Origin of the sequence: Janthinobacterium sp. 17J80-10 (assembly GCF_004114795.1) — a bacterium.
Taxonomy (GTDB): Bacteria; Pseudomonadota; Gammaproteobacteria; order Burkholderiales; family Burkholderiaceae_D; genus Paucimonas.
The window spans coordinates 342,371-366,284 of record NZ_CP035311.1; the positions used below are offsets into that span (position 1 = coordinate 342,371).

The window sequence follows — 23,914 nt, forward strand, 5'->3', positions numbered from 1 at the left end:
CCCGTCGCTTTGCGGCACAATGCTACTTGTAGGTTACCTGATTCGATATGGCGAATCTGACAAGTGCAGCTGCTAAATAATGAATAAAAAAATCAATCACAGCAGAGACGATCTGGAGCGCGTACGTTTGCACGCCGATTTGGCCGAAGTTCTAAACGGACTGCGTGAAGACCTGTGCTCGGTACCGGAGATAGACGGATGCGAAATCAACCTGTTGAATGAAAAAGGGGATGCGCTCGTTACCGCCCATCTCTCTTTGCCGGAAGATTTTTTTGGTATCCAGAATACTTATCTCGGGTTCCACTATCAGCTCGACCAAGCCGATGCCAATGCAACGGTTTTCCAAACGAACCTCCCCATCACCATTACCCAGAACGATCTGGGCGCATTGGGTGAAACGACCCGGATGCGGTTTGAACGGTGGAAGATCCATAGCCTTGCTGTACTGCCATTGGTCGTACCTTTGAAGGATGGCAAGGCAAAGACCGTTGGCACCATCGCCGTGTTCAGTCAAAGCAGCCGTTTCGGCGAAGCGGCGATGGCGCGGCTGGAGACCCTGAGCGATCTTTATGCGCCGCAGATTCACGTGCACTGGAATTGTCATCAAGCCATTGAACGCGGTAAATTGGCCGATGTAATGTATGCAGAGACGCAGCAATTTATACAATACATCACGCAGATGAACAGTCTGACGGCGGTCGATGCCGTGTTTTCATCGATTGGCAGTGAATTCATCGAGCGCTTTCACTTTGACATGGTCAATATTCTCCTCGCCGAGCAGGGGGAACTGGCCATGGTGCACACATCATTCAGTCAACCATTTGCGCATGTGCGCGACAGGTGGGAATGCTTTCGCGAGGCGACAAAATATTCGTTGAGCATGCGCGATGGGCAAAGCGCGATGATCTTCCTGAGTCATCAGCGCTTTCTTGTTCAGGATGTGCTGAAGATATTGCATTTGCCAATGTCGGAGAAAGATAAAAACGCCCTTGCAATTCTCGAGACGCCACGCACCTTCATGATCGTGCCGATCCGTCTCAATGAGGAAGTCATTGGCGTAATGTGGCTGGTTTCCTTGGGCGCGCCGCTGCATCTGCCGGAAACCGATCTCACCCTGATTGAGCTTCTGGCCTCTTTTATCAGTACCGCAATACGCAATGCGCAGGTTCACAAGATTGTCGAGGAACAAAGCGGTAAAATCGCTTTGCTCAACACGGAACTGAATAACAAGATCGTGCTGCTGGACCAGATCGCGCGCAAAGACCGCCTTACCGGCTTGAATAATTTCGGTAGCTTCGACGAAGAACTCAAGCGGCGCACCAGCGAAAGTGCCCGTTCGGGCGAAAACAGTGCGCTGTCGGTGATTCTTTTGGATATCGACTTCTTCAAGCAGTTCAACGACACCTACGGCCACCCTGCCGGCAATCAGGTCTTGCAGACAGTCGGCGCCAGGATCGCGCAAGCGGTGCGTGAAATGGACTTCGTCGCCCGGTATGGCGGTGAAGAATTTGTTGTCCTTCTCCCGCAGTGCGATCTGCACGGTGCTGAAATGATCGCGGAAAGAATACGCCAGCTAATTGACGAAGACGTGATGGTGATTGACGCAACCCAACACCGCATTTCGATCAGCGGCGGTTGCGCGCAATTTCTGGTGACGGAATCTGCCGACAGTTTTATCTATCGTGCCGACCAGGCGTTGTATCGCGCCAAGCATAACGGCCGCAACCGGATCGAAAGTGCGCGCCCTTCTGGCGGGCTTTCCGGCACTGGCACGCTTGCGAAGGGTTGAGCCTTGGGAGCCGCGCACTTACGCAGGCTGGCAAACAACGAGATGTTCGCCGTCGAGTGCGTCTGAGGCAGCAATTGCTGCCGGCGTTGAAAACTCCTGCGTCAAGGCCATTTCCAGCAATTGAAAACCACGTTGCGCGAGAAAATCCGCCATCGCCGCAGGCGCAATGGCCCAGGTAAACGGCTCATCACGCCACGCCAGCCAGCGCTCGACCAGCCAGCTGCGCGGACGGAAGCCAGAGCTGCCGTCGGCCCACTGCGCCATGAAGCTGAAAACGATGCGCACCCGCCCTGACGCAAGCCGACCAAGTGTTGCAAACAACCGGTCGATGTCCGCCTGCGCCAGATACATCAGCACGCCTTCGATGATAAGGAAGGTTGCCCTGCCATCGTCAAGCAAGCTCACCGGCAATGGCGCCGTGCTCAGGTCAATCGGCAGCAGGCGAAAATTCGCCGCAGGCGCGCGCTCGCCCTTGGCGATGCCCGCTTGTTTCACTGCTTGCGTGGCGGGATGGTCGATCTCGATCACGTCGATATGGGGAAACTCGTTCGCCATCCGCACGCCGAGTGTGTCCAGCCCGGCGCCGAGGATAACCACGCGCGCATAGCCTTCACCGATCGCGCGGCGGCAGCAAGCCTCGATCCAGCGCTTGCGGTGCCAGTAGTGGGCCATGATGCCCGGCAAGGTCAGCTGTTCCAGCGCACGCCATAGCCAGCGCGTCGCCGGCTGCGCAGCGCTGCGCGCAAGCCACCGGTCGGTGCGGCTGCCAGACAGGAATTGCCTGCATAGCGCGGCAGCCCCCGGCGCCACCATTGCGGCGCTGCGCGCGTCGCTTGCGAGCAGGATCGTGCTGGCAGCGATGACCTTGGCGGTGTTGCTTGCCTGTGCGGGGTTCATGCGGCGCCACCATCGCCTGCAGCGAATGCGTCGCGGTAATGGCGATACCAGGCGCTGAGGAATAGCTCATCCGGGTCATAGCGCCGTTTCAGTTGCAGCCATGTCCGAAACTGCGGATAACACGCCTCTACCTGGGCGGCCGAGGCGTAGCGATGGTAGGTCAGAAAGAAGCTGCCGCCCAGCCGCGTGGCGGCGTCGATCAGCGCGCGGAAGGTGTCGGCGGTGTTGCGCATGCCAGGCGCATCATGCGGCGTTCTCACATTGAAAATGACGCAGGCATAGTCGTCTTTTGCCCACGGCAGGAACGCGGTGGTGTCGCGCAGGATGGCGCGAATGGTGCCATAGATGACTTCCGTGCCAAGGGCGCGAAACACGTCGCGCGCCTGTTGCATGAAATTCAGCAACTGGTCACGCGGCACGTAATGTTCACCGATGACCAGTGTCTCCTTCATGCGGTCTCCCGCATCGGCCCCGCGTGAACTTTCCAGAAAATCCGCATAGTTCGGAATGTAGGTGCTGAGCTGCATCGTATCCGACCAATAGCGGTTGCCATCGGTCTTGAGGTAATGCTGCGCATACAGCCGGAAAGCGGCTTGCTTGTCCTCGTGCGCAAGCTTGAGCAGTGTGAGCCAGCTGTCGGGAGGCAGATCGGCCGTCGCATCGGGTGCCGCCTCACTGTCAGTGGAAGGCTTGTAACAGGCAAATACGCCGCGCCGCAAAAAGCCGTCGTCCTGCGGATCGATGGCGAACTGGAAATCGCCATACAGGCAACCCTCCTCTGCGCGCCGGTACACCGCATGCATGGCGTCATCGAGATCGACGATGTCGACGATACGCTGAACCTGCCGGCGCGGCGACAGCCGCAAGGTTGCCGCATAAATGACGCCGAACAGCCCATAGCCGCCGATTGCCAGCGAAAACAGTTCGGCATGTTGGTAACGGCTGCACAGCAGCACCTCGCCGCGAGCAGTCACCAGCGTCAGGTCTTCGATATCCTCGCCAAGCGGCTGCATCAGCAAGCCGCGGCCATGGGCGTTGGCCGAGATCGATCCGCCAAGCGTGACTGCATCGACGCCGGTCTGCTTTTGCCGGATCCCCCACTGTGTGCCATCGGCGCGCGTCATGGCCTGGCTGGCTGCGATGATCTCGGGCCACTGCGCCCCCGCTTCCATCTGCAGCAAGCCCCGCACGGCATCGGCATTGAGCATGCGATCGAGCCCGGTCATGTCGATATGCAAGGAACCGGCTGAAAATTGCTGTCCTCCCATCGCATGCCGGCCACCGGCCACGGAGATGTGCGCGCCTTCCGCCGGCGCGCGCCGGATGACGGCCTGGAGTTCGGCCAGGGATGCCGGACGCACAACGTGCGCGACGGCAGTCGCATTGAGCTGGGAATGGACATCATTGAGGATGGTGGTCATGGTCTCGCTGTCAGTGAAGGGACGCATCGAACTGCCTGCATGACGGCAGGATGGCTGACATGCCGCTTTTCTTCAATCGAATTCCAGCGGGTAGCCAGCCGAGACGCCCGGAGTATCACATTGCGATACTTTGCCGCTGCAAGCAGCAAGCGAAGCCGACCTGGAGGGTTGGACGGCTATAGCGGTACTTTATTTTTTGGCCGTCTTCGCCGACGGCGGTTTTTTAGGCGAGGCCGCCTTTTCTTTTTCGCCCTGATCCAGGCATAGCAAGGTATCTGCGTAAGCCATGAAGCGGTTGAGATAATCCGGCGAGATCTCGCGCATCAATGCCAGCGAGCGCAGCACCAGCATGTGCGAATTGATCGGTCCGGCATTCGCCGGGGCTTGTTCAAGCGCCTGCGCCACCTGTTTATCCACGCTCAGTTTTGACCAGGTATTTCTGTAGTTGCGGATCGCCTTCAATTCGGCATGCGACCCGGTGTATCCCTGCGGGCGCGCATCGGCGTTGCCTGGCGCTTGTTGCTCAAGCTGGCGCACCAGCGCGCCCAGCGATGCGCATTGTTCGCGCGTCTTGAGGGCCGCAATCAGGCGCTGCACGCCGCGGAAATCGCTGGCGCCGGCGAGCCGTTCAAGCTCGCCGGCGGCATGCGGATACTGTTGCACACTGCGGGCCAGGGCTTGACTGGCGTCTTTTTGCGCAAGCTCGAAGCGCTCCTGCAACACCGACAGAGCCTGCGTCAGCCGGGCGTCGAGCATGCGCCTGATGCTCCCCTGATGCGCTGCAGCGCGTCTGGCCAGCACGCCGATATGGTGAAAGCGCACCGGGTCGAACCGGTCGGCGCCCGCCGTGCGCAGGGACGCGATCAGCGCATCGAAATCAGGGGACTGCGCCTCTTGCCCATCTGCGATTGCGCTGCAATCCGGCGCAGTCATGAGGCGGTATTCCCGGCATTGGCATTTTTCGGTACGGGCGCCATTTCCACCCGCCTGTTTTGCGCGCGCGCGTCGTCATCCGTGTTGGGCTTGACCGGCTGCTCGGAACCAAAGGCTGCGGCAAAGACCATCGAAGACGGCATGCCTTCGTTGATCAGGGTGCGGGTGACCGTCAATGCGCGCTGGGCCGACAATTCCCAGTTGTCCGTGAACGGGCCGCCCCGGATGGACCGGTCATCGGTGAACCCGCTCACCATGAGCAATTCATTCCGCGCCGCCAGATACGCCCGCAGCGGTGTCACCAGGCTTTTTAACAGCTGCTGACCGTCCGGCTGCAGCTGGTCCGAATTGAGCGCGAAGAGCACCTGGCCGCTGATGCCGATGCGTCCGTTGTTCAGGGTGATGCGCCCGCTGGCCAGCGGCACTGCCAGGGCTTTTTCCAGGCTCATGCGGCGCTGCTCTTCGATCTGGCGTTTCTTCACTTCGTCCTGCAGGTGCGACGTCAATTCCATCTGCACCGCCACCACCGCTACCAGGATCAGCACAAAGGCGCCCAGCAAGCTGGACATCAGGTCGCCAAAAACGGGCCAGACCGGCGCGGTCTGCTCGACGCTTGCCTCGTTATCCTCCATTACCGGACCTCATCGGCAAAGTCGGCTTGCCGTGCCGGCAGCTGGCGCAGTGCCTCCACCATTTCTTTTTGCGACATCATGGAGAGGTCAATGATTTCACGCGCCTGCGCGACGTAATAAGCAAGTTGCTCATCGCTTCGCGCCATGGACTTGTCCATCGCGCCTTCAATCTGCTGCAGGTTGGCGACCAGCTTTTCATTGGCTTCATTGAATGCATGTACGGCAAGGCCGAAGGCTTCGGAAAGGCTGGCCACGTCGACGGCGCTGCTGGTGACGTGCGCGGCGATGTCGGACAGCTTGGCCGCTTCCGATGCGACATTGTCGGAAAAGGCGCTGGCGGTCGCGTTGAGCGCCGTCGCCGAAGAAGCCACCAGCGAATCGATGACAGTGCGCTGCTCTTGCGAGGCGTGATTGATCGCCTCGAGCAGGGCATTAAGCGTTGCCATGATCCGGCTGCGCTCGTCCAGCAATTCATTGTCGCGCGCAACACTGTTGGAGATTTCCTGGCGCAATTGCCCGATGACTTCGGCCGCGGCGCGCGGCGCTTCCGAGGCGGTCTGGATGAGCCGCGTGATCGGTTCTTCCAGCGCGGTGCCCAGCGTGGTCAGGTGGCTCGCCAGCGCCGCTTGCAATTGCCCCAGCCGCTCGACCGCCGCATCGCCGCGTGCTGCTTCGGCATCCCTGAGCGCGCCGAGTTCGGTGCGCAACAGGCTGGCCAGCTGATCCATGCGTTCGCGATGCTGGTCGATCCACTGCGCTTCGGTCGCGATGCGGGCGCGCATCAATTCCTCTGCGCTCGCGATCAGGCGCGTGGTTTCGGCGAGCGTCTGGCCGGCGCTGGCCTGGGCATGTCCGGTGATGTCCTGGACGGTTTTGGCCAGGGTGTCGCAGATGTTCTGTTGCTGGGCAAGCGTTTGCGCGCCCGTTTGCTGCAATTCGCGGGCAAGCGACGCTGCCATGGTTTCCAGCGACTGGGTCCATCCCTGCTGTTGCTGTTTGTCGCGTTCTGCCTGCCCGCTCTGCAGGCTGGCGTACGTCTGGCCAACCGTGGCCACGAGGGCGCCAGAGCGCTGCTCGAATGTTTCGGTAAAGGTATCCAGCGCGCGGCCCACGCTGGCGACGACGCCGGCGCTCGCCTGTTCGTGGCTGCTGAGCGCTGCTGTCCAGGTGTCGGTGACGGTGGTGGCGGTATCGCTGAAGCGCGCGGCAAGCCCGTCGAGCTGCCTGTCGACTTTCTCGGCCATGCGCTCGTGCATCAGGCTGGCTTCACGCGCGACGCCGCTCATTGCCGCCTCGACCACCGGCTTGATGCTTTCCCCGGCCGCATGCGCGCTCTGGCTCAGGCTCTCGCGCAGGGATTTATCGACGGCGTGCGCCAGCTCGGTATAGACGCCTTTGACATTGGCGTGAAAGTCTTCCTGGTTGCTGAGCAGGCGCTGGCTCAGTTCCTGGCCCAGCTGCTGGTTCATGTCCGCCATCTGCGCCATCATCGCCTGCAATTTGTCGACCACCTGCGGCAAGGCCTGGGATTGCAACTGCAGCGCCTTGAAGGTTTCCTGGCGCTGATGGGTGAGCGAAAAGCGGCGCAATACCGTGCCGATCCGGGTGTCCAGCAATTGTGCCGCCTGCATTCTTTCGCGTCGGCTCAGTGCCGACATCAAGCCCAGCATGGCCGAGCCGGCGACGCCTGCCACCGAAGTGCCAAATGCCAGCCCCAGGCCCGAGACTGGCACCGCGAGCGCGGAGCGCATCGCCTGGAGGTCGGTGGTTTTTTCCAGTGCAAAGACGGCGCCCTTGAGCGTGACGACCATGCCCAGAAACGTGCCGAGCATCCCCAGCATGACCAAGAGGCCGACCAGGTAGGGCGTAAGCGCGGGTCCCGGCAAGCCGACGCGTTCGCCCTCGACGCGCAAGCGCACGGCGTTTTGCAGCGAGGGATGCACGCTGCCCAGCCAGTCGCCGAGCTCGGCAAGACTGTCAGGAATCGCCGCCAGCGCGGTTGCCAATGTGGCTGTCGCCTGACGAAACTGCCGCAGTTCGAGCGCGCCAAACACATAGACTGCGCCAATGACGGCCGTCATCAGCAACGCCAGGAAACTGGAACCGATAAATCCGGCACCCACCCAAACGATGCCAAGCGCTCCCAGGATGAAAGCGACTGTAAATAAATGCGTATTTATTTTTTTAATCATTGCGTATCTTGTTTAAATGCTTCAATGAGCCCCATGGCTGGTTGCAAGCGCAGCTCCACTTCCGCCAGCAGCAGCATTTGCATGTCATTGCAAAAGCGCGCCAGCCAGCCTCCCGCCTGCGCCCACGCGGCCGGGTTGTCAATCTGCTGGACATCAGCAAGCTTTTGCTGATGTTCCTTGAACAATTGCTCAAAACGTTTTCTCAGCAGCCCGGGCACCTTCGCGAGCAAGTGCGCCTCACGCTCCTGGAGGATCTTTTCCAGCGTCGCATCCAGCTCGGCAAGTTTCTTGAGCCGTGGCGATGCCTTTGCTACCGCAGACCGGACATTGAACCGCAATGGTTGAATGCGCAATTCCATGTCGCGCTGATGCGCTTCATAAAAGCGGCGATAGGGCGTGTAAGCGGCCGCGAAATTCATCGGCAATTCAAGTTGCGGCTCCGGCAACTTGTTGTGCGTTCTCCCCGGGACGGGCGAGCAGCTTTTCATGATCGAATCCACAAGATTAGCCTGGATGCGGTCGAACTCGGTGGCAGCAGCATGCGCGGCTAGGTGTTCTTCATGCCGTACTGTGGACTGCGTTTTTGGCGAACTTGCAACACTGCCGTTGTGCACACCAGACAGGGTGATGGCGTCGGCAAAGTGAATCCACTGTCCCAGTTTCTCTGCAAATGCAGTGCCCGCATCGGCAGCATCGACCATGTCCAGGCTGGCGAGACAACGAATGAGATTTGAACTGTGGAATTTTGTACGCGGCAGCGTTCGCGTCATATGCAGGGCCAATTAAATTCGGAAAGCTACTTCCGGCAACCATTTCATGGCATACCTGAACCCGCGATTATATCGCGGCGGCATGGCGAACTCAAACGAGCCAGAAATGCAAGACATGCCCGCAGTGGCGTGGCGACGACAGTTTTTGCTATGGCCCGGCGCAACCGGGCAGCGCCTTTAGCCAGGAAATGGCGAAACGCCGATCAGCGCGCGATGCAGCCAGAAGGCAAAGACGAGCCAGGCCGCGGTCCCTGCCACCACCGCTGCAAGCGTTCCGCCCATGGTCCCGGAAGGATAGCGAGTGCCCGCCAGGCGGTCCCGGCTGCGCGCAGCAAGGTAAGACAAGTTTGCCCAGACGAGAAAACTGCCGAAAAGGAGCAGGTCCGCCCCTGACCCGTTCGCCAGCAAGTGGGCGAAGGCCCAAACCGTCACGCCAAGCACCATCGGGTGATGGAACCTCGCCTTGATGCTGTTGCGGGGAACGTAGGTTGCTGCCAACAAGATAAAAGAGATGAGTGTGAGCAGGGAGGCAATATGGCGCATGGCCACCGGTGGATGCCACAGGACGGGAGCGACGCCTCGGGCCATGCCAAATCCCCAGATGATCAGCGCGAAGCCGATCAGCGACAGCACGGTGTACCCCAGCTTCCACAATTTATCGCCATACCGTGCACGCTGCGCGGTGCGCCAGTCATCGGCGAAGATGCGCACCGAATGCGTGCCGAGAAAAATCGCCAGGCCAAGAATCAAGCTTGTCATTGCCTTCTCCCAGTCGTTCAATCGCACCGCTAACGCGCGAGGGTCAATATGTACCCATGTAATTGCGCTTGCCAATGTCGAGCCCATTGTGGCGCAAGATGGCGTAGGCCGTGGTGACATGGAAGAAAAACTGCGGCAAGCCATAGTTGGCCAGATAGGCCTGGCCGCTCAGCTTCTTTTCCTTCGGCGTACCGGGACGCAAGACGATTTCCCTGGTTTCGCCGCCCTCGAATTGTGCCGGAGTCACGCTCTCCAGAAAGGCCAGGGTCTGGGCCAATAGTGCGTCGAGATCGGCAAAGCTCTTTTCTTTGCCTTCATGGACGGGAACGTCAACGCCCGCCAGGCGTGCGGAAATGCCGCGTGCAAAATCCGCAGCGATTTGCACCTGTTTTGCCAGCGGAAACATGTCTGGATAGAGGCGCGCCTGCAACAAGGCGTCCGGCTCGATCGATTTGGCGGCAACCTCTGCAGCCGCCTGCGCGAGGATGGTTTTCAGGGCTGTCAGCATTTGCTTGAAGACGGGAACGGAATGGATGTACATCGGGCTGGTCATGATTGATCCTTGGCGGGTATGGGGGAAACTGGCATGCAATGAGCTGCTTTGCCATATTGCCAATGAATATAGCAGAGTTAGAGGTCAATTCGTCCGATGATATTCCGTATCTTGCGGATTGCTCTCGGCGCGCCGCGCGAGCGCATGGCTTACCCAAGCGATGGCAAGGGCTGTGAAGACCAGCACCGCCGCGACGGCGAAGGTCATCTGCATGCCGTTTGCAACCGCCTCGGGACGCGCTGCCAACGTGTCGGTCGCGGCTGACCCGAAAGCGAATACAGTGCCCATCACGGATGCGCCAGTGATGAGGCCGAGATTGCGCGACAGGTTCAGCAACCCGGAGATGACGCCGCGCTGGTCTGGCCGGATATCCGCCATGACGGCAGTGTTATTGGCCGCCTGGAACAGCGCATAGCCGGCGGTGATCGCAACGAGCGGGACGAGGTAACCCGGGACGCCGAAATGCATCGGTACCATGGGCAGGATGGTGGCACCTGCGGCCATGCCGGTCAGCCCGGCGACCGTCATGCGGTGCGCGCCAAAGCGGTCCACGATGCGGCCGGCCGGCACGCCCGTCAAGGCGGCCACACCCGGGCCCACCGAGAGGACAAGTCCGACACGGGCTGGGTCAAGGCCGAGCGCGCCGGCGAGATAGAAGGGCCCGACCACCAGCGTTGCCATCACCACGGTGGTAACCAGGGCGCTCATGGCGAAGCCTGCGCCCAGCGCCGGATTGCGGAACATCGCCAGCTGGATCAACGGCGCCCTGGCTTTTGTCTGGGCACGCACGAACAGGGCAGCGCCGACTGCCGCCGCCAACAGCAGCGCCATATTGTTCAGACCGAAATTGCCGCGCCCTGTCGTCATGGCGAGCGCATAGGCTGCGAGCGTCACGGCAAGCAGCAGCGTGCCCACGTGGTCGAAACCGGAACGCGCCGTTTGCGCTGCGCGGCGATCGACCGGCAGGAAGCGATACGCGAGCAGCAGCGTCAGAATGCCCAGCAGTGCGTTAATGAAGAAAATGGCAGGCCAGCCGAAGCTGGCAATCAGGACGCCGCCGAGCGAAGGGCCGAGTGCGGTGCCAATCGCGGACATGGTGCCGAGCAGCCCCATGGCGCTGCCGGTCTTGTCCTTCGGGACTGTTTCGCCGACAAATGCCATGGTGAGGGCCATCATGATGGCCGCGCCCAGGCCTTGCACCGCCCGGGAGGCGATCAGCAGGCACAGCGTGGGCGCGACGGCGCACAGGACCGAGGCGATCGTGAACAGAAAGATGCCTGCCAATAACAGCCGCCGCCGGCCGATGAGGTCACCCAAGCGTCCAGCGCTGACGATCAGGATGGTGATGGCAAGGAGATAGGCAAGGACCACCCACTGGACTTGCTGGAAGGAAGCATCGAAAGCCTGCGCCAGCGTCGGCAAGCCGACATTGGCGATGCTGGTCCCCAGCGCGGCGAGCAGCATGGAGAGTGAAAGGCTGGCAAGCGCCCAGCGTACTGACAGCGCAGGGACAACACTGCCGGCAGCTGCCTCGGCGTGTTTTGCTGGAATTAGTGTCATGATGAACTCCGTTTTTAAGCAAATCAATTGCATCTACCTGCACCATACGTGTTTGCATGGCATGGCGGAAGACGCACCATTTGCACTTTATTCATGCATATGACGCCATGCCATGGACCGACTGCGCTAGAATCCCTGCATGTCGACACCGGATTTCAACTTGCTGCTCACCCTGGATGTGTTGCTCGCCGAAGGCAACGTGGCGCGCGCCGCCCAGCGTCTGCGGCTGAGCCCGTCTGCGATGAGCCGGTCGCTGGCGCGCCTGCGCGAGACCACCGGCGACCCGCTCCTGGTCAGGGCCGGGCGCGGCCTCGTGCCGACCCCGCGCGCACTCGAACTGCGCGAGCGGGTCCGCCAGCTCGTCCAGGAGGCGCAAGCGGTTCTGCGCCCTGCTGCGCAGCTCGACCTCAGGCAGCTTGTCAGGACATTTACGCTGCGTACCCGCGAAGGCTTTGTCGAGAATTTCGGCGCAGAACTCATCGCGCGTGCCAGTGCTGAGGCACCTGGTGTGCGGCTCTGCTTCCTGCAGAAGCAGGACAAGGAAAGCAAGTCCCTTCGCGACGGGACGGTCGATCTGGAGACCGGCGTGGTCGGCGAGGTGACTAGCCCGGAAGTGCGCACGCGGATATTGTTTCATGACCGTTTCATCGGCGTTGCGCGCGCAGGGCATGCGCTTTGTCGCGGCAAGATCACGCCGGCCCGTTATGCGGCCAGCAGGCACATCTGCATCTCGCGGCGCGGCGTCGCGGAAGGGCCGATCGATGCCGCCCTGAAGCCGCTCGGGCTGGAACGGCAGATTGCCACCATCGTCGGCGGCTTTACGGCTGCGCTGGCGCTGGCCCGCGCCTCCGACCTGATCGCGACCGTTCCCGAACGGCACACTGGAAATCTGCGCACCGGGATGCATAGTTTCTCCCTGCCCTTCCTCGCGCCTGAAGTCACCATTTCCATGCTCTGGCACCCGCGCATGGATGCCGATCCGGCGCATCGCTGGTTGCGCAGCCTTGTGCTGGACATTTGTACCGCGACGCGCTGACGGTTATTTTGCCCCCATGAATTCCAATAGTTTCCATGAATCAGACCCTGAATAGAAAAACAGACAGCGACCGGAGCACGTTGCCGATCCTCGCCGGCGGCATTATTGCCCTGGCGGTTGCCATGGGCATCGGGCGATTTGCCTTTACACCGATGCTACCCCTGATGCTTCGGGATGGCATCATCGACATTGCAACCGGTACAGAATGGGCAGCGGCCAATTACATTGGCTATCTGATCGGGGCGTTAAGTGCATCCAGGTTCGGAAAAAATACGCGACGCGGCATCATGCTGGGCCTGGCAGGGATCGGCATCACAACCCTGGGCATCGTGTTTGCCGGTGCCAGCGTTACCTGGCTGGGCACGATCCTGCGGGGCGCTTCAGGCATTTTCAGTGCCTGGGTACTGGTATGCACTTCCGGGTGGTGCCTGAATGCGCTCGCCGCGAAGCAGGCGTCGGGTCAGGGTAGCTGGCTCTATACCGGCGTTGGGCTGGGCATCACTGTGACAGGGGTGCTGACGTGGCTGGGCGGACAGCAATCTGCCGCAACGCTCTGGATTGAACTGGGCGCACTGGCGTGTGCCGGCGCCATGCTGGCCATGGTCTGCATGAAAGATCGTGCGCCTGTCGCCAGCGCACCAGCGCAGCACACGATTGCAACGAGTGTGTCCGAAGGCCGGCAAGGAAGTGCCGCGCTGGTAATCTGCTATGGCACGTTCGGCTTTGGCTACATCATCCCTGCCACGTTTTTGCCGACAATGGCAAGGCAATTGACCTCCGATCCGCAGATATTCGGCCTGACCTGGCCGATCTTCGGATTTGCGGCAGCCGTGTCTGTTGCGCTGGTGTCGCGCTGGATGTCCGGCTGGAAGCGGATCCACGTATGGGCACTGGCGCAAGGGTGCATGGCGCTTGGCACGCTGCTGCCGCTGTTCGTCAATGCCTTGTGGGCCATCGCTGTCTCCGCCGTGCTGGTCGGGGGCACCTTTATGGTTGCCACCATGGCCGGGCTACAGCTGGCGCGCGAAAGAATGCCTGCTGACCCGACCAGGCTCCTCGGACGCATGACCGCCGGATTTGCGGCGGGTCAGATCATCGGCCCGTTAGTCGTGCGTGCCATCGGTCCGGGCGAAATCGCTGGATGGGATGCATTTGGCTGGGCGAATGCGATCGCCACCGTATTGCTTGCCGTGACAGCGGTGTGGTTGTGGCGCATGGAGCGTTCCCAGCCTTTATCCGCGGCGCGTCGATGAGCCTGCCGACGCTGCCGACCGCGCAAACCCCTGCGCTGCGGCGGCGTGGCTTTTGACATCCATATTGATTCCTAACAAAAACGCAATGAAGAAGGAGAGCAAGGCGGAATTCCAGGGGCTGCGCGGAATCTACAGATGGTTCTGAAAAATAGAAAAATAAACGGCGCCAGTCGACATGCATATGCTCCAGATGAACGTTGCCGTTTTCCTGATAAGCATGCTTTCAGGCTGCGCCGTGGTCGGTACTCCCGCCTTGCCGGAACAAGCTGGCATGGGGCCGACCCCGCAGCTTCCGCAACCGGAAAAGCGCCTTTTTCCAACCGTCAATATCGCGCCGGCCAAAGGCTGGCCACGCGGCGCCAAGCCCATTGCGCCGCAGGGTTTCACTGTTTCTGCCTACGCCAGCGGCCTGGATCACCCGCGCTGGCTGTATGTGCTGCCAAACGGTGACGTGCTGGTTGCCGAAACTGATGCGCCGGCCAAGCCTGACGACATGAAAGGCGTCAAAGGTCTCGCAATGAAGGCAGTCATGAAGAAGGCGGGCGCAGGAGTACGTCCGAGCGCGAACCGCATCACGCTTTTGCGCGGCGTGGATGCGGATGGCGTGGCGGCGGTGAAAAGCGTTTTCATGTCCAGCCTGAATTCGCCATTCGGCATGGCCCTGGTCGGCAATAACCTCTACGTCGCCGATACCGATGCCATCCGGCGCTACGCCTACAAGGAAGGGCAGACCGAGATCAATGAAGCAGGCGTCAAGGCTGTCGACCTGCCGGCCGGTTCGATCAATCATCACTGGACCAAGAACATCCTCGCCAGCCCGGACGGCAAATTTCTGTACGCCACCGTGGGGTCGAACAGCAATGTTGGCGAGAACGGCATGGACAAGGAGGAGAGCCGCGCAGGCATTCTGCAGGTGGATCTCGATGCCGGCAAATCCCGGACGTACGCCTCGGGCCTGCGCAATCCCAACGGCATGGGCTGGCAGCCGCACAGCGGCCAGCTCTGGACCGTAGTGAACGAGCGCGACGAACTGGGCAATGACCTCGTGCCCGATTACCTGACTTCCGTGAAGGAAGGCGGTTTCTACGGCTGGCCTTACAGCTATTACGGCCAGCATGTCGACGAGCGCGTCGAGGAAAAGCGGCCGGACCTGGTCGCCGGGGCCATCATCCCCGACTATGCGCTGGGCTCCCACACAGCCCCGCTAGGCCTGGCTTTCTACGACGGCAAGCAATTTCCCGCCGAGTACGCGGGAGGCGCCTTCATCGGTCTGCATGGCTCCTGGAATCGCACACCGCGTAGCGGCTATAAGGTCATATTCGTGCCGTTTTTCGACGGCAAGCCGAGCGGTTTGCCCAAGGATTTCCTTACCGGCTTCCTGAGCGATGAGGGTGACGCGTACGGCAGACCGGTCGGGGTCGCTGTCGACAAGACTGGCTCGTTGCTGGTCGCGGATGATGTCGGCAATGTCGTATGGCGGGTTGCACCGAACCTCGCCAGCCAATCGAAGTAGGCGAGCTGCCATTTGGCAAGACGATTGCGAGCGCAAGTGCGATCTTCTCGCGGTTTGAAGGACCGCTTTTCATCTAACGCCAGCCGGATCATTCGTCCTTGGTGGTCGCCGGCTTTTTCCGCGGTTGCCGGGGGCGCGAGGCGGCTTTTTTGCTCGGCTTTGCCGCGACTTCATTTGGTGCCGTCTCCGGTTGTGCGACAGCGTCTGGCACATCCGTCTGCACGTCGGGGATGGCCGCAACCGCCGTATCGGGCGCATTTTTTGCCGGCTTGCGTCCTCCACGCGCGCGCTGGCGCGGTTCGGCCGCCTTGGCTACAGCCGGCTCTGGCACGATTTCAGCTTCCTGTGCGCTTACATTTGGCACGGCAGTCGCGCCGTCATTTTCTGCGCCTCCCGCCGCACTTGCTGCGGTTGCTGCGACATTGCTGCTGCGGTAAGCGTAGGCGCCTGATTTTTCGTCACGTCCAAATTGCAGCAGGCCGCGCGATTGTGCCTCCTCCAGCAAGTTGCCGAAGGTGCGAAAGCCGTAATGCGACTCGTTGAAGTCGGGCTTGCGGCGCTTGATCGCTTGCTTGAGCATCGATGCCCAGATCTTGCCGCTGTCGCCGCGCACGGACATCAGGGCGTCGAATGTTTCGACTGCCATGTCGATGGCCTGCGTCCTGCGCAACTCCAGGTCATCCTTGCGGCTGCTCTCTTCGGCAGGCGGGCGTTTTGTTGCAACTGGCGCGTCGCGGGTATCGCGCCTTGCGCTGGTGCGGCGGCTTTCGCGCACAAGGTCGTCGTAAAAAATAAATTCGTCACAATTGGCGACCAGCAGGTCGGATGTCGATTGCTTGACGCCGACGCCAATCACTTGCTTGGCATTCTCGCGCAGCTTGGATACCAGCGGCGAAAAATCGGAATCGCCGCTGATGATGACGAAAGTATTGACATGCGATTTGGTGTAGCACAAGTCGAGCGCATCAACGACCATTCTGATATCGGCGGAGTTTTTGCCGGATTGGCGCACATGCGGGATTTCGATCAATTCAAAATTAGCCTCATGCATCGTGGCCTTGAAGCCTTTGTAGCGGTCCCAGTCGCAATACGCCTTTTTGACGACGATGCTTCCCTTGAGCAGCAAGCGCTCGAGAATTGGCTTGATATCGAATTTCTCATACTTCGCATCGCGCACGCCCAGCGCAATGTTTTCGAAATCGCAGAACAGCGCCATGCTGAGGTTGTCGTCGGAAGATGCCATGGGTAATTCACCTCGGAAGTGCAGTGGAAAGTGCGGAACTGCATTATATCCTTAGCAGTAATAGCGTCGTCCGTGCGTTTCCAGCCAGAAGGCGCTGTGCGTGCATGCCGCAGGACGATTTGCCGCAAGATGCCCGCTGCACTTCACTCAGTCGCAGCTGAGCGGCAATGCGGCGCAATGCCTGCACGGCCGGGATGTAACGGCGCCACAGGCAGGATTTGCGCAATGCCAAAGCCGAGTTCCACGACGATAAAGCCCAACAGGATGGGATGGGCGCCATGCGCCAGTGCATAGATCTGCCAGGTCGCGAAGAGGAAGCGGCCGGCAGCATCATAGCGGCCGTAGCGCACCTGTGTGTCGCGCAGGCGCAGGATCGCCCAGACCGTGACAATGGAGCCGAGCAGATTGGTCATCAACATGTGTTCCGGCGCAAATGGCGGCAGGCCGCCCGGCAAGCCCAGGAGCTGGATCAGTGAATTGAGTCCGCTATGGATCGCGGCAAAAGTCCAGGGTGTCGCGAAGCCGATGGTCACGACGAGGTCATACCATGCACTCGCGCGCACGATTTGCAAATAACGTTCTGTTTTAAGCATTTGTTTCTCCTTAATGATCGATGCAATCAGCTTAAAGCCTGGAGTACACTCCAGGGTCAAGCACTATTTGCAGAAAGCCTCAATATGAAGATCGGCGAACTTGCGCAGGCGGCTGGAGTGAGTTGCGATACCCTGCGTTTCTATGAAAAGCGCGGCCTGATCCGGGCCGTTCGGGGCAGTAACGGCTATCGACGCTATGCGCCGGAAACCGTGCAACTCATCGGCTACATCCGCACCGCGCAAAAACTCGGCTTCAGTCTTGCCGAAATCGGCGAAAGCCTGCCGGCGTTGTGGCATGCGGAAAGTCCCGACGCCGCGGTGGCGCAGCTATTGACGGAGAAAGTGCAGGCAATCGATGAACGTATTGCTTCATTGAAGCGATTGAAGAAGGAATTGCTGGAACGGGTGGCGCAGGTTTGCCCCTTGACGTCATCCTGACGTCGCAGGGGGAATGGCGATCCGGCTGTTTAAGGATAAAAGGCGGCTAACTATTTCTCGATTTTTCCATGCACGCACCCATGCTACTGCTCGATGCCGTCCCAGTGCGGCACATTTGAATACCAACGACTATAGCAGAGAGGGCGGTAATCCACCCGGGCATGGCATCACTGGTTTACGATTTGCCTTCCCAGCCGCCGCCAAGCGCCTTGTAAAGCGCGATGGTTGCAGTGAAGCGCGCCAGGTCGGCCTGCACGCGGCTGTCTTCGGCCTGAAGTTGCGTGCGCTGGCTGTCGAGCAGCGTCAGCAAGTCTTGTGCACCGGCCTGATATTTGACATTGGCGATGCGCAAGGCTTCCTGGGCTTCGCGCGCGGCTTGCGTCAGCAACAATTGCCGCGACTGCGTGGTCGCCACCGAGCCTAAACTATCCTGCACTTCCTTCAGGCTGACCAGCACGCTTTGCAGATATTGCGCGACCAGTTCTTCCTGCTGTGCCTGCGACAGCGCCACTTGCCCGCGCAGGCGCCCGCCGTCAAACAGCGACTGGGTCAGCGACGCCACCAGCGAGCCGAGCGTGCTGGCGCCGGAGGTCAGGATGCCGCCGGCGATCGCGGTGGCCGACAGGCGGATGTTCGGATACAGCGCGGCGCGGGCCGTGGCGATATCGGCATTGGCCGCCACCAGTTGCGCTTCGGCGCGCTTGATGTCGGGGCGGCGCTCCAGCAGGGAGGCCGGCTGGTAAGCGCCTACGGCGGGCACTTGCATGGCAGCCAGCGTGGCGCCCTGCACCGCGAAGCCTTGCGGCGCCTGGCCGAGCAACACCGCCAGCGCGGTTTGCGTGGTGCGCAAGTCCTGCTCCAGTTGCGGAATCTGCGCTTCGATATTGAGTACGGCGGTGCGCTGCTGCGATACTTCCAGCCCGGTCGTGGCGCCCTTGTTGTAGCGTACTTCCACCAGCGACAGGACATTGCGCGCCGCGTCCAGGTTTTTGCGGGCAATGGCCAGGCGGTCTTTCAGCGCCAGTGCCTGGAAATAGTTCGAGGCCACATCCGCCTGCAAAACCAGCGCGACTGCATCGCGGTCATACACGCTGGAATCGACCCGCGCATTGGCAGCCTCGCTCGCGGCCGCCTTGCCGCCCCACAGATCGAGCTCGTAGGAAACCGTTACGCCAAGTTGCGATTGCTCGCCGGTGCCAGTCTGGTTGCTGTGGCTGCGCGTCGCACTTGTCGACAGGTCGGCAGACGGCAGTCGTCCGGCGGCGGTGATGCCGGCAGAGCCGCGCGCCTGGCGGATGCGGCTGACCGCAGCGGCCAGATCGTGGTTGGCCGCCAGCGCTTGCTCCATCAGCTGATTGAGCTCGGCATTGCCGAATTGCCGCCACCACTCTGCAGTCACCGCCTGTATGCCGGCCGGGCTTGCCCTGGTTGCGCCATCCCACTGGGCCGGGATGGCTGCGTCCGGCCGCTGGTACGGGGTGCCCACCGCGCAGCCGGCAAGCACGGAAGCCAGCACGAGGCCAATGACAGAGGATTTCAACAGAAGTTTCACGATGGATTCCTTATTCCGAAGCGAGGGCGACGACGGGGTCGAGGTTGGCGGCCTTGCGCGCCGGCAGGTAACCAAACAGCAAGCCCGTGGCGAATGCCGAGAAAAATGCCAGGATCGCCGGCATCGCGGTGAATGCCACCTTCATGCCGAGCGCTTCGGCCAGCCAGCCGGAGGCAAAGCCCAGCGCCACGCCGATCAGGCCTCCGATGCCGCAGACGACCAGCGCCTCGGTATTGAATTGCAGGAGGATGTTGGCGGCGCGCGCGCCGGTGGCCATGCGCACGCCGATTTCACGGGTGCGCTCGGTGACGGTCACCAGCATGATGTTCATGACGCCGATGCCGCCGACCAGCAGCGAAATCGCAGCGACGGAGGCCAGCAGCACGGTCAGGGCATTCTGCGTTTCCGTGGCGGCTTCCATCAGGGAAGACGTACTGCGGACCTGGAAGTCTTCCTTGGCATGGCGCTGCAGCAAGAGGCTTTCGATGGCCGCCTGGGTGGCATCGACCTGGTCGCCGCTTTCCACCTTGATGCGGATGGTGTTCAGGTACTGCTTGCCGAAGAGGCGCATGTAACCGGTCGACAGCGGCACCAGCGCAGTATTGTCCATGTCGGAGCCGAAGGCGCTGGCGCCTTTGCCGGCCAGCACGCCCACCACTTCAAACGGCACGCTTTTCACCAGCACATAGCGCCCGACCGGATCCTCGCCATCCGGGAACAGGCTTTTCGCCACCGTCTGGCCAATCACGATGACCGGCGCATAGCCTTTCACATCGGCGTGCGTAATGAAGCTGCCGGATGCCATGGTCCAGTTCTGGGTGGCGGCATAGTCCGGCCAGACGCCATTGACGGTGGTCTGGAAGTCGAGGCTGCCATAGCGCACTGTCGCACGCGTGCTGCGCTCCGGCGAAACCGCGCCCACGTTCGGCAACTCTTTCAGGGCGTCTGCATCGGCCGTCACGAGCGTGGCGATGTCGCCGCTGGGACGGGTGCCCGGTGCGCCGGGCGACACCAGCAACAGGTTGCTGCCCATCGATTCGATGCGCTGGATGACATCCTGCTTGCTGCCATTGCCGATGGCCAGCATGGCGACCACGGCGGCGACGCCGATCACCACGCCAAGCAAGGTCAGTGCGCTGCGAAACAGGTTGCCGCGCAGCGAGCGCAGCGCCATCTTGACGGCTTCGCCGAGGTCCGGCAGCCAGGAAGCATTGGCGCCGGCCTGACGCCGGACGCGCTGGTGATCGGGGGCTGCGGCGACAACACCGGTATCGCTGACGATGCGGCCGTCGGCAATATTGATGACACGCTGGGCGTTTTCTGCGACCTTCGGATCGTGGGTAATCAGGATGATGGTGTGGCCATCCGCATGCAACTGCTTCAGGAGCCGCAAGACTTCCTCGCCGCTCTTGCTATCCAGCGCGCCGGTCGGCTCGTCGGCCAGGATGACTTCGGCGCCATTCATCAGCGCGCGGGCGATCGAGACGCGCTGCTGCTGGCCGCCGGACAACTCGGTCGGCCGGTGCTGGACCCGGTCGCCGAGCCCGAGCTTGTCCAGCAGCGCATGCGCACGCTCGATGCGCTCGCGCTTGCCGCTGCCGGCATAGATCGCAGGCAGCTCGACGTTTTCCGCGGCAGTCACCGAGGGCAGCAGGTTGTAGCGCTGGAAAACAAAGCCGAACGTGTCGCGGCGCAGGGATGCCAGCTCATCCTTGGTCAGGGTGGTGACATCGCGCCCCTCGACGTGATAGCTGCCGCTGCTCGGCCGGTCCAGGCAGCCGATGATATTCATCAGGCTGGATTTGCCGGAACCCGACTGCCCCATGATGGCGACGAATTCGCCGGGATGGATTGTCAGCGACACGCCATCCAGCGCGCGCACGACGGCGTCGCCGGTGGCGTAGGTGCGGGTAATATTTTGCAAATCAAGTAGCGGCGTGCTCATGGTGTCCCCGTCGATTCGTCTTAGAGTCGCGGGCCCATGCCCATGCCGCGAGCGCCCTGGCGGGCGCCGGCATTGCCGGCGTTGCGGCCGGCGCCGGCCTGGGCCGGGCTGCCCTGCGCCACCACCACCTTGTCGCCGGCATTCAGGCCGGCGAGGACTGCGGCAGTCGTGCGGTTGGTGACGCCGACCTTGACGGTGCGCTCGGCGACGCCAGCGGCCGTGGCTACGCGGGCGCGGTACAGCGACGGGTCCTTTCCGCGCGCCTGCTGCAAGGCGGCCAGCGGCACCAGCAGCGCATCGCGGGCTTCGTCCAGAACAAAGAACACCTGCACGGTCATGTCGGTCATCAATGCCTGCTGGCGGTTGTCGACATCGACCAGCACGTTGTACAGCACCACATCGTTGACGGTTTCCGGCGTAGGCATGACCTGGCGTACCGTACCCTTCCAGCGCCGCTCGGCATTGCCCAGGGTGGTGAAGTACGCAGGCGCGCCGGCCTTGACCCGGGTGATGTCGGCTTCGGCGACCTGCGCCCAGACGGTCATGGTGTCCAGGTTGGCCACGCGCACGATCACCGGCGCGGCCTGGTTGGCGTTGACCGTCTGGCCTTGCAGCGTGGTTTGCGACACCACCGTGCCGGCCATCGGTGCATAGATCTTGGTGTAGCCGAGATTGGCGGCATCGCCGTCCAGCGTGGATTGCGATGCCTTGATCTGGGCCTGGGTTGCAGCCACCTTGGCCTTGGCGACTTGCAGCGCCGACTGGTTGGCCTCGACGGTTTCCTGGCTGATGGCGCGCTCCTGGAGCAAGTCCCGGTTGCGGTTGTATTGCTGCTGCGCCAGGCTGGCTTCGGCTTGCTGCTGGACCAGCTGCGCGCGCAGGTTTTCGAGATTGGCGCGGCCGGTGCGGATCTTGGTCTCGTACACGGTCGCATCGACTTCGGCAATCAGGTCACCCTTGCTGACGCGGTCACCGATGGCAACTGCCACCTTTTTCAATTGCCCGGATACCTGGGTGCCGACATCGACGTAATCCTTTGGCTTGAGCTTGCCAAGGGATGTGACCGTCTTTTCAATATCGCCTTGCGTGACGGTGACGGTATTGAGGGGCGCCGCATTCTTTCTGGCGAAATAGCTGTTGGCAGCGACGCCACAGCCAACCAGGGCGGTTGCGACGAGGGCGGCGATAAGGAGCTTGCGCGAGCGCAGCAGGGCCGCGACAGGAGAGAAAGTTGTTTTTCCGGACATGTTGAATTCCCTTCAAAAATCGGCTCGCAGCGGTGTGCCGCTTCGCCGGCTTTTTGCGATCTATCCATCATGCATGGCAAATGTGAAGAAAATTTGAAGATTGGCGCGCGCCCGGTTCGGCCCGCATGAGCCCCTCTATAATGGGGGCTTGATCCTTTGCAATTAACGCAAATGTCCATCCGACTCGGCATTACCTCGAAGCTGTTTTTTGCCATCCTGCTGACCTGCGTGGTGATTGCGCTGGCCATGGCGGCGGCGATACGTACCAGCTTCAACCACGGCTTTCTGGGCTACCTCAACGAGCAGGAAGAGCAGCGCATGGAAACCCTGCGCCCGACCCTGGCCAATGCCTATGAACAGCATGGCAGCTGGGATTTCCTGCGCGATAATCCGCGCCGCTGGTTTTCCCTGATCCGCCCGCCGGGCATGGCGCCGTCCGACGAGACGACGGGGCAGCACCGCAGGCCGCCGCCGGAGTCCGACCTGACCGGCTTGAACCTGCGGGTGAGTCTGCTCGACGCCGGCAAACAGCTCGTGATCGGCAACCCGCGCGTGAGCCAGAATGCCAAACTCAAGGCAATTGATGTCGGCGGCACCACCGTGGGCTGGGTGGCGCTGGTGCCGTTCCAGCAAGTGAGCACGGGCGCGGCGTTGCGGTTTCAGGAACAGCAACTGAAATCCAGTTCGGTCATTGGCGGGATCGCCATTTTGCTGGCCGCGCTGGTGGCCTGGCTGCTGGCTCGCATGTTCCTGGCGCCGCTGCGGCATATTGCCGCCTCCACTCATCGCCTGACGACCGGCGACTATGCCACCAGGGTGGCCCTGACCAGCCGCGACGAGCTCGGCCAGCTCGCCGAAGACTTCAATCATCTGGCTGTTACGCTGGGTAAGAACGAAAAGCTGCGGCGTGCCTTCATGGCCGATGTTTCGCATGAATTGCGCACGCCTCTCGCGGTGCTGAAGGGGGAACTCGAAGCGCTGCAGGATGGCGTGCGGCCGTTGACGCCCGCGGCAATCCAGTCATTGCAGTCGGAAGTGGCCACGCTGGGCAAGCTGATCGATGACCTGTACGAGTTGTCGCTGTCCGATGCCGGTGCATTGAGCTACCGGAAGGTGCATGCCGACATCCTGGAAGTGCTGCGCATGACGGCCGATGCCTTCCAGGAGCGGTTTGCCCAGCGCGCCATTGCGCTGGAAATCGCGATACCCATACACCAGGCGGCGTTTTGCCATGCCGATCCGAATCGCCTGCGCCAGTTGTTCACCAATCTGCTGGAAAACGCCGCCCGCTATACGGATGCCGGCGGCAAGCTGGTGATCACCGCAGCGCTGGATCAGCGCACGGTCACGCTGGTATTCCAGGACACCAAGCCCGGCATTGCCGACGACATGCTGCCGCACTTGTTCGAGCGTTTCTTTCGCGGCGAACAATCGCGCAGCCGCGTCACCGGCGGCGCGGGGCTGGGCCTGGCGATCAGCCGCAACATTGTCGAAGCCCATCAGGGTACGATAGCGGCAAGCGCGTCGGCATTGGGCGGCTTGTGCATCACCGTCGTGCTGCCGCTGGCCAATGGCGTTGCTTCATGAG

At 61.5% G+C, this 23,914-nt stretch carries 20 protein-coding genes; 6 read left to right on the forward strand and 14 right to left on the reverse strand.

Translation table 11 applies throughout. The annotated features are described in order from the left end of the window. Positions 1–79: 79 nt before the first annotated feature. The gene (locus EKL02_RS01465; RefSeq protein WP_128900374.1) at positions 80–1,789 is read left to right on the forward strand and encodes a diguanylate cyclase; all 1,710 of its coding nucleotides are present in this window, start codon (positions 80–82) and stop codon (positions 1,787–1,789) included. Positions 1,790–1,807: 18 nt separating this feature from the next. Here EKL02_RS01465 and EKL02_RS01470 read toward each other — a convergent pair whose 3' ends face one another. From EKL02_RS01470 to EKL02_RS01510, 9 genes are all read right to left on the reverse strand, one after another. Further along, positions 1,808–2,686: an SAM-dependent methyltransferase gene (locus EKL02_RS01470; protein ID WP_128900375.1), complete on the reverse strand. Its 879-nt coding sequence runs from the start codon at positions 2,684–2,686 to the stop codon at positions 1,808–1,810. Further along, on the reverse strand, positions 2,683–4,134 hold the full coding sequence (locus tag EKL02_RS01475; protein WP_128900376.1) for an FAD-binding oxidoreductase: 1,452 nt from the start codon (positions 4,132–4,134) through the stop codon (positions 2,683–2,685). The genes EKL02_RS01470 and EKL02_RS01475 overlap by 4 nt, the downstream gene beginning before the upstream one ends. Before the next feature lie 162 nt (positions 4,135–4,296). Beyond that, on the reverse strand, positions 4,297–5,040 hold the full coding sequence (locus tag EKL02_RS01480; RefSeq protein ID WP_128900377.1) for a DUF2894 domain-containing protein: 744 nt from the start codon (positions 5,038–5,040) through the stop codon (positions 4,297–4,299). Beyond that, complete coding sequence (locus EKL02_RS01485; protein ID WP_128900378.1) at positions 5,037–5,672, reverse strand: OmpA family protein; 636 nt, start codon at positions 5,670–5,672, stop codon at positions 5,037–5,039. The genes EKL02_RS01480 and EKL02_RS01485 overlap by 4 nt, the downstream gene beginning before the upstream one ends. After that, the gene (locus tag EKL02_RS01490; protein ID WP_164931920.1) at positions 5,672–7,864 is read right to left on the reverse strand and encodes a DUF802 domain-containing protein; all 2,193 of its coding nucleotides are present in this window, start codon (positions 7,862–7,864) and stop codon (positions 5,672–5,674) included. Before EKL02_RS01490 ends, EKL02_RS01485 begins: the two co-directional genes overlap by 1 nt. Beyond that, positions 7,861–8,634, reverse strand: coding sequence for a DUF3348 domain-containing protein (locus EKL02_RS01495; RefSeq protein ID WP_128900379.1), 774 nt, complete (start codon positions 8,632–8,634; stop codon positions 7,861–7,863). Before EKL02_RS01495 ends, EKL02_RS01490 begins: the two co-directional genes overlap by 4 nt. Before the next feature lie 177 nt (positions 8,635–8,811). Continuing rightward, a complete protein-coding gene (locus EKL02_RS01500) occupies positions 8,812–9,393 on the reverse strand; it encodes an NnrU family protein (protein ID WP_128900380.1) in 582 nt (193 codons plus the stop codon). Positions 9,394–9,436: 43 nt separating this feature from the next. Beyond that, a complete protein-coding gene (locus EKL02_RS01505) occupies positions 9,437–9,946 on the reverse strand; it encodes a DUF1993 domain-containing protein (protein ID WP_128900381.1) in 510 nt (169 codons plus the stop codon). A gap of 84 nt (positions 9,947–10,030) precedes the next feature. After that, the gene (locus EKL02_RS01510; RefSeq protein WP_241687762.1) at positions 10,031–11,506 is read right to left on the reverse strand and encodes an MFS transporter; all 1,476 of its coding nucleotides are present in this window, start codon (positions 11,504–11,506) and stop codon (positions 10,031–10,033) included. Positions 11,507–11,645: 139 nt separating this feature from the next. Between EKL02_RS01510 and EKL02_RS01515 the strand changes: the two genes are divergently transcribed. From EKL02_RS01515 to EKL02_RS01525, 3 genes are all read left to right on the forward strand, one after another. Next, complete coding sequence (locus EKL02_RS01515; protein WP_128900382.1) at positions 11,646–12,542, forward strand: LysR family transcriptional regulator; 897 nt, start codon at positions 11,646–11,648, stop codon at positions 12,540–12,542. Between the two features lie 35 nt (positions 12,543–12,577). Beyond that, positions 12,578–13,795, forward strand: a complete 1,218-nt coding sequence (locus EKL02_RS01520; RefSeq protein WP_128900383.1) for a YbfB/YjiJ family MFS transporter — start codon at positions 12,578–12,580, stop codon at positions 13,793–13,795. Positions 13,796–14,012: 217 nt separating this feature from the next. Next, the gene (locus EKL02_RS01525) at positions 14,013–15,308 is read left to right on the forward strand and encodes a sorbosone dehydrogenase family protein (protein WP_128900384.1); all 1,296 of its coding nucleotides are present in this window, start codon (positions 14,013–14,015) and stop codon (positions 15,306–15,308) included. Positions 15,309–15,396: 88 nt separating this feature from the next. Here EKL02_RS01525 and EKL02_RS01530 read toward each other — a convergent pair whose 3' ends face one another. Together EKL02_RS01530 and EKL02_RS01535 are read right to left on the reverse strand one after the other, a co-directional pair. Next, entirely contained in the window at positions 15,397–16,551 is a 1,155-nt protein-coding gene (locus EKL02_RS01530) for an NYN domain-containing protein (RefSeq protein ID WP_128900385.1), read from the reverse strand. Positions 16,552–16,694: 143 nt separating this feature from the next. Continuing rightward, a complete protein-coding gene (locus EKL02_RS01535; RefSeq protein ID WP_128900386.1) occupies positions 16,695–17,144 on the reverse strand; it encodes a hypothetical protein in 450 nt (149 codons plus the stop codon). 84 nt (positions 17,145–17,228) lie between these two features. Here EKL02_RS01535 and EKL02_RS01540 point away from each other — a divergent pair, with 84 nt between their 5' ends. After that, positions 17,229–17,582: a MerR family transcriptional regulator gene (locus EKL02_RS01540; protein WP_128900387.1), complete on the forward strand. Its 354-nt coding sequence runs from the start codon at positions 17,229–17,231 to the stop codon at positions 17,580–17,582. A gap of 175 nt (positions 17,583–17,757) precedes the next feature. Here EKL02_RS01540 and EKL02_RS01545 read toward each other — a convergent pair whose 3' ends face one another. From EKL02_RS01545 to EKL02_RS01555, 3 genes are read right to left on the reverse strand one after another with little or no spacing between them, the layout of a single operon-like run. Then, complete coding sequence (locus tag EKL02_RS01545) at positions 17,758–19,134, reverse strand: efflux transporter outer membrane subunit (protein WP_164931921.1); 1,377 nt, start codon at positions 19,132–19,134, stop codon at positions 17,758–17,760. A 10-nt stretch (positions 19,135–19,144) separates the two neighbouring features. Then, entirely contained in the window at positions 19,145–21,079 is a 1,935-nt protein-coding gene (locus EKL02_RS01550) for a MacB family efflux pump subunit (RefSeq protein ID WP_128900389.1), read from the reverse strand. 20 nt (positions 21,080–21,099) lie between these two features. Further along, positions 21,100–22,326 carry an efflux RND transporter periplasmic adaptor subunit gene (locus tag EKL02_RS01555; protein WP_128900390.1) on the reverse strand — a complete coding sequence of 409 codons (1,227 nt, stop codon included), beginning with the start codon at positions 22,324–22,326 and terminating at the stop codon, positions 21,100–21,102. A 171-nt stretch (positions 22,327–22,497) separates the two neighbouring features. Between EKL02_RS01555 and baeS the strand changes: the two genes are divergently transcribed. Beyond that, positions 22,498–23,913 (forward strand): sensor histidine kinase efflux regulator BaeS, encoded by a 1,416-nt coding sequence (gene baeS / locus EKL02_RS01560; RefSeq protein WP_206732434.1) that lies wholly within the window; start codon positions 22,498–22,500, stop codon positions 23,911–23,913. The last annotated feature ends 1 nt before the right edge of the window (position 23,914 follow it).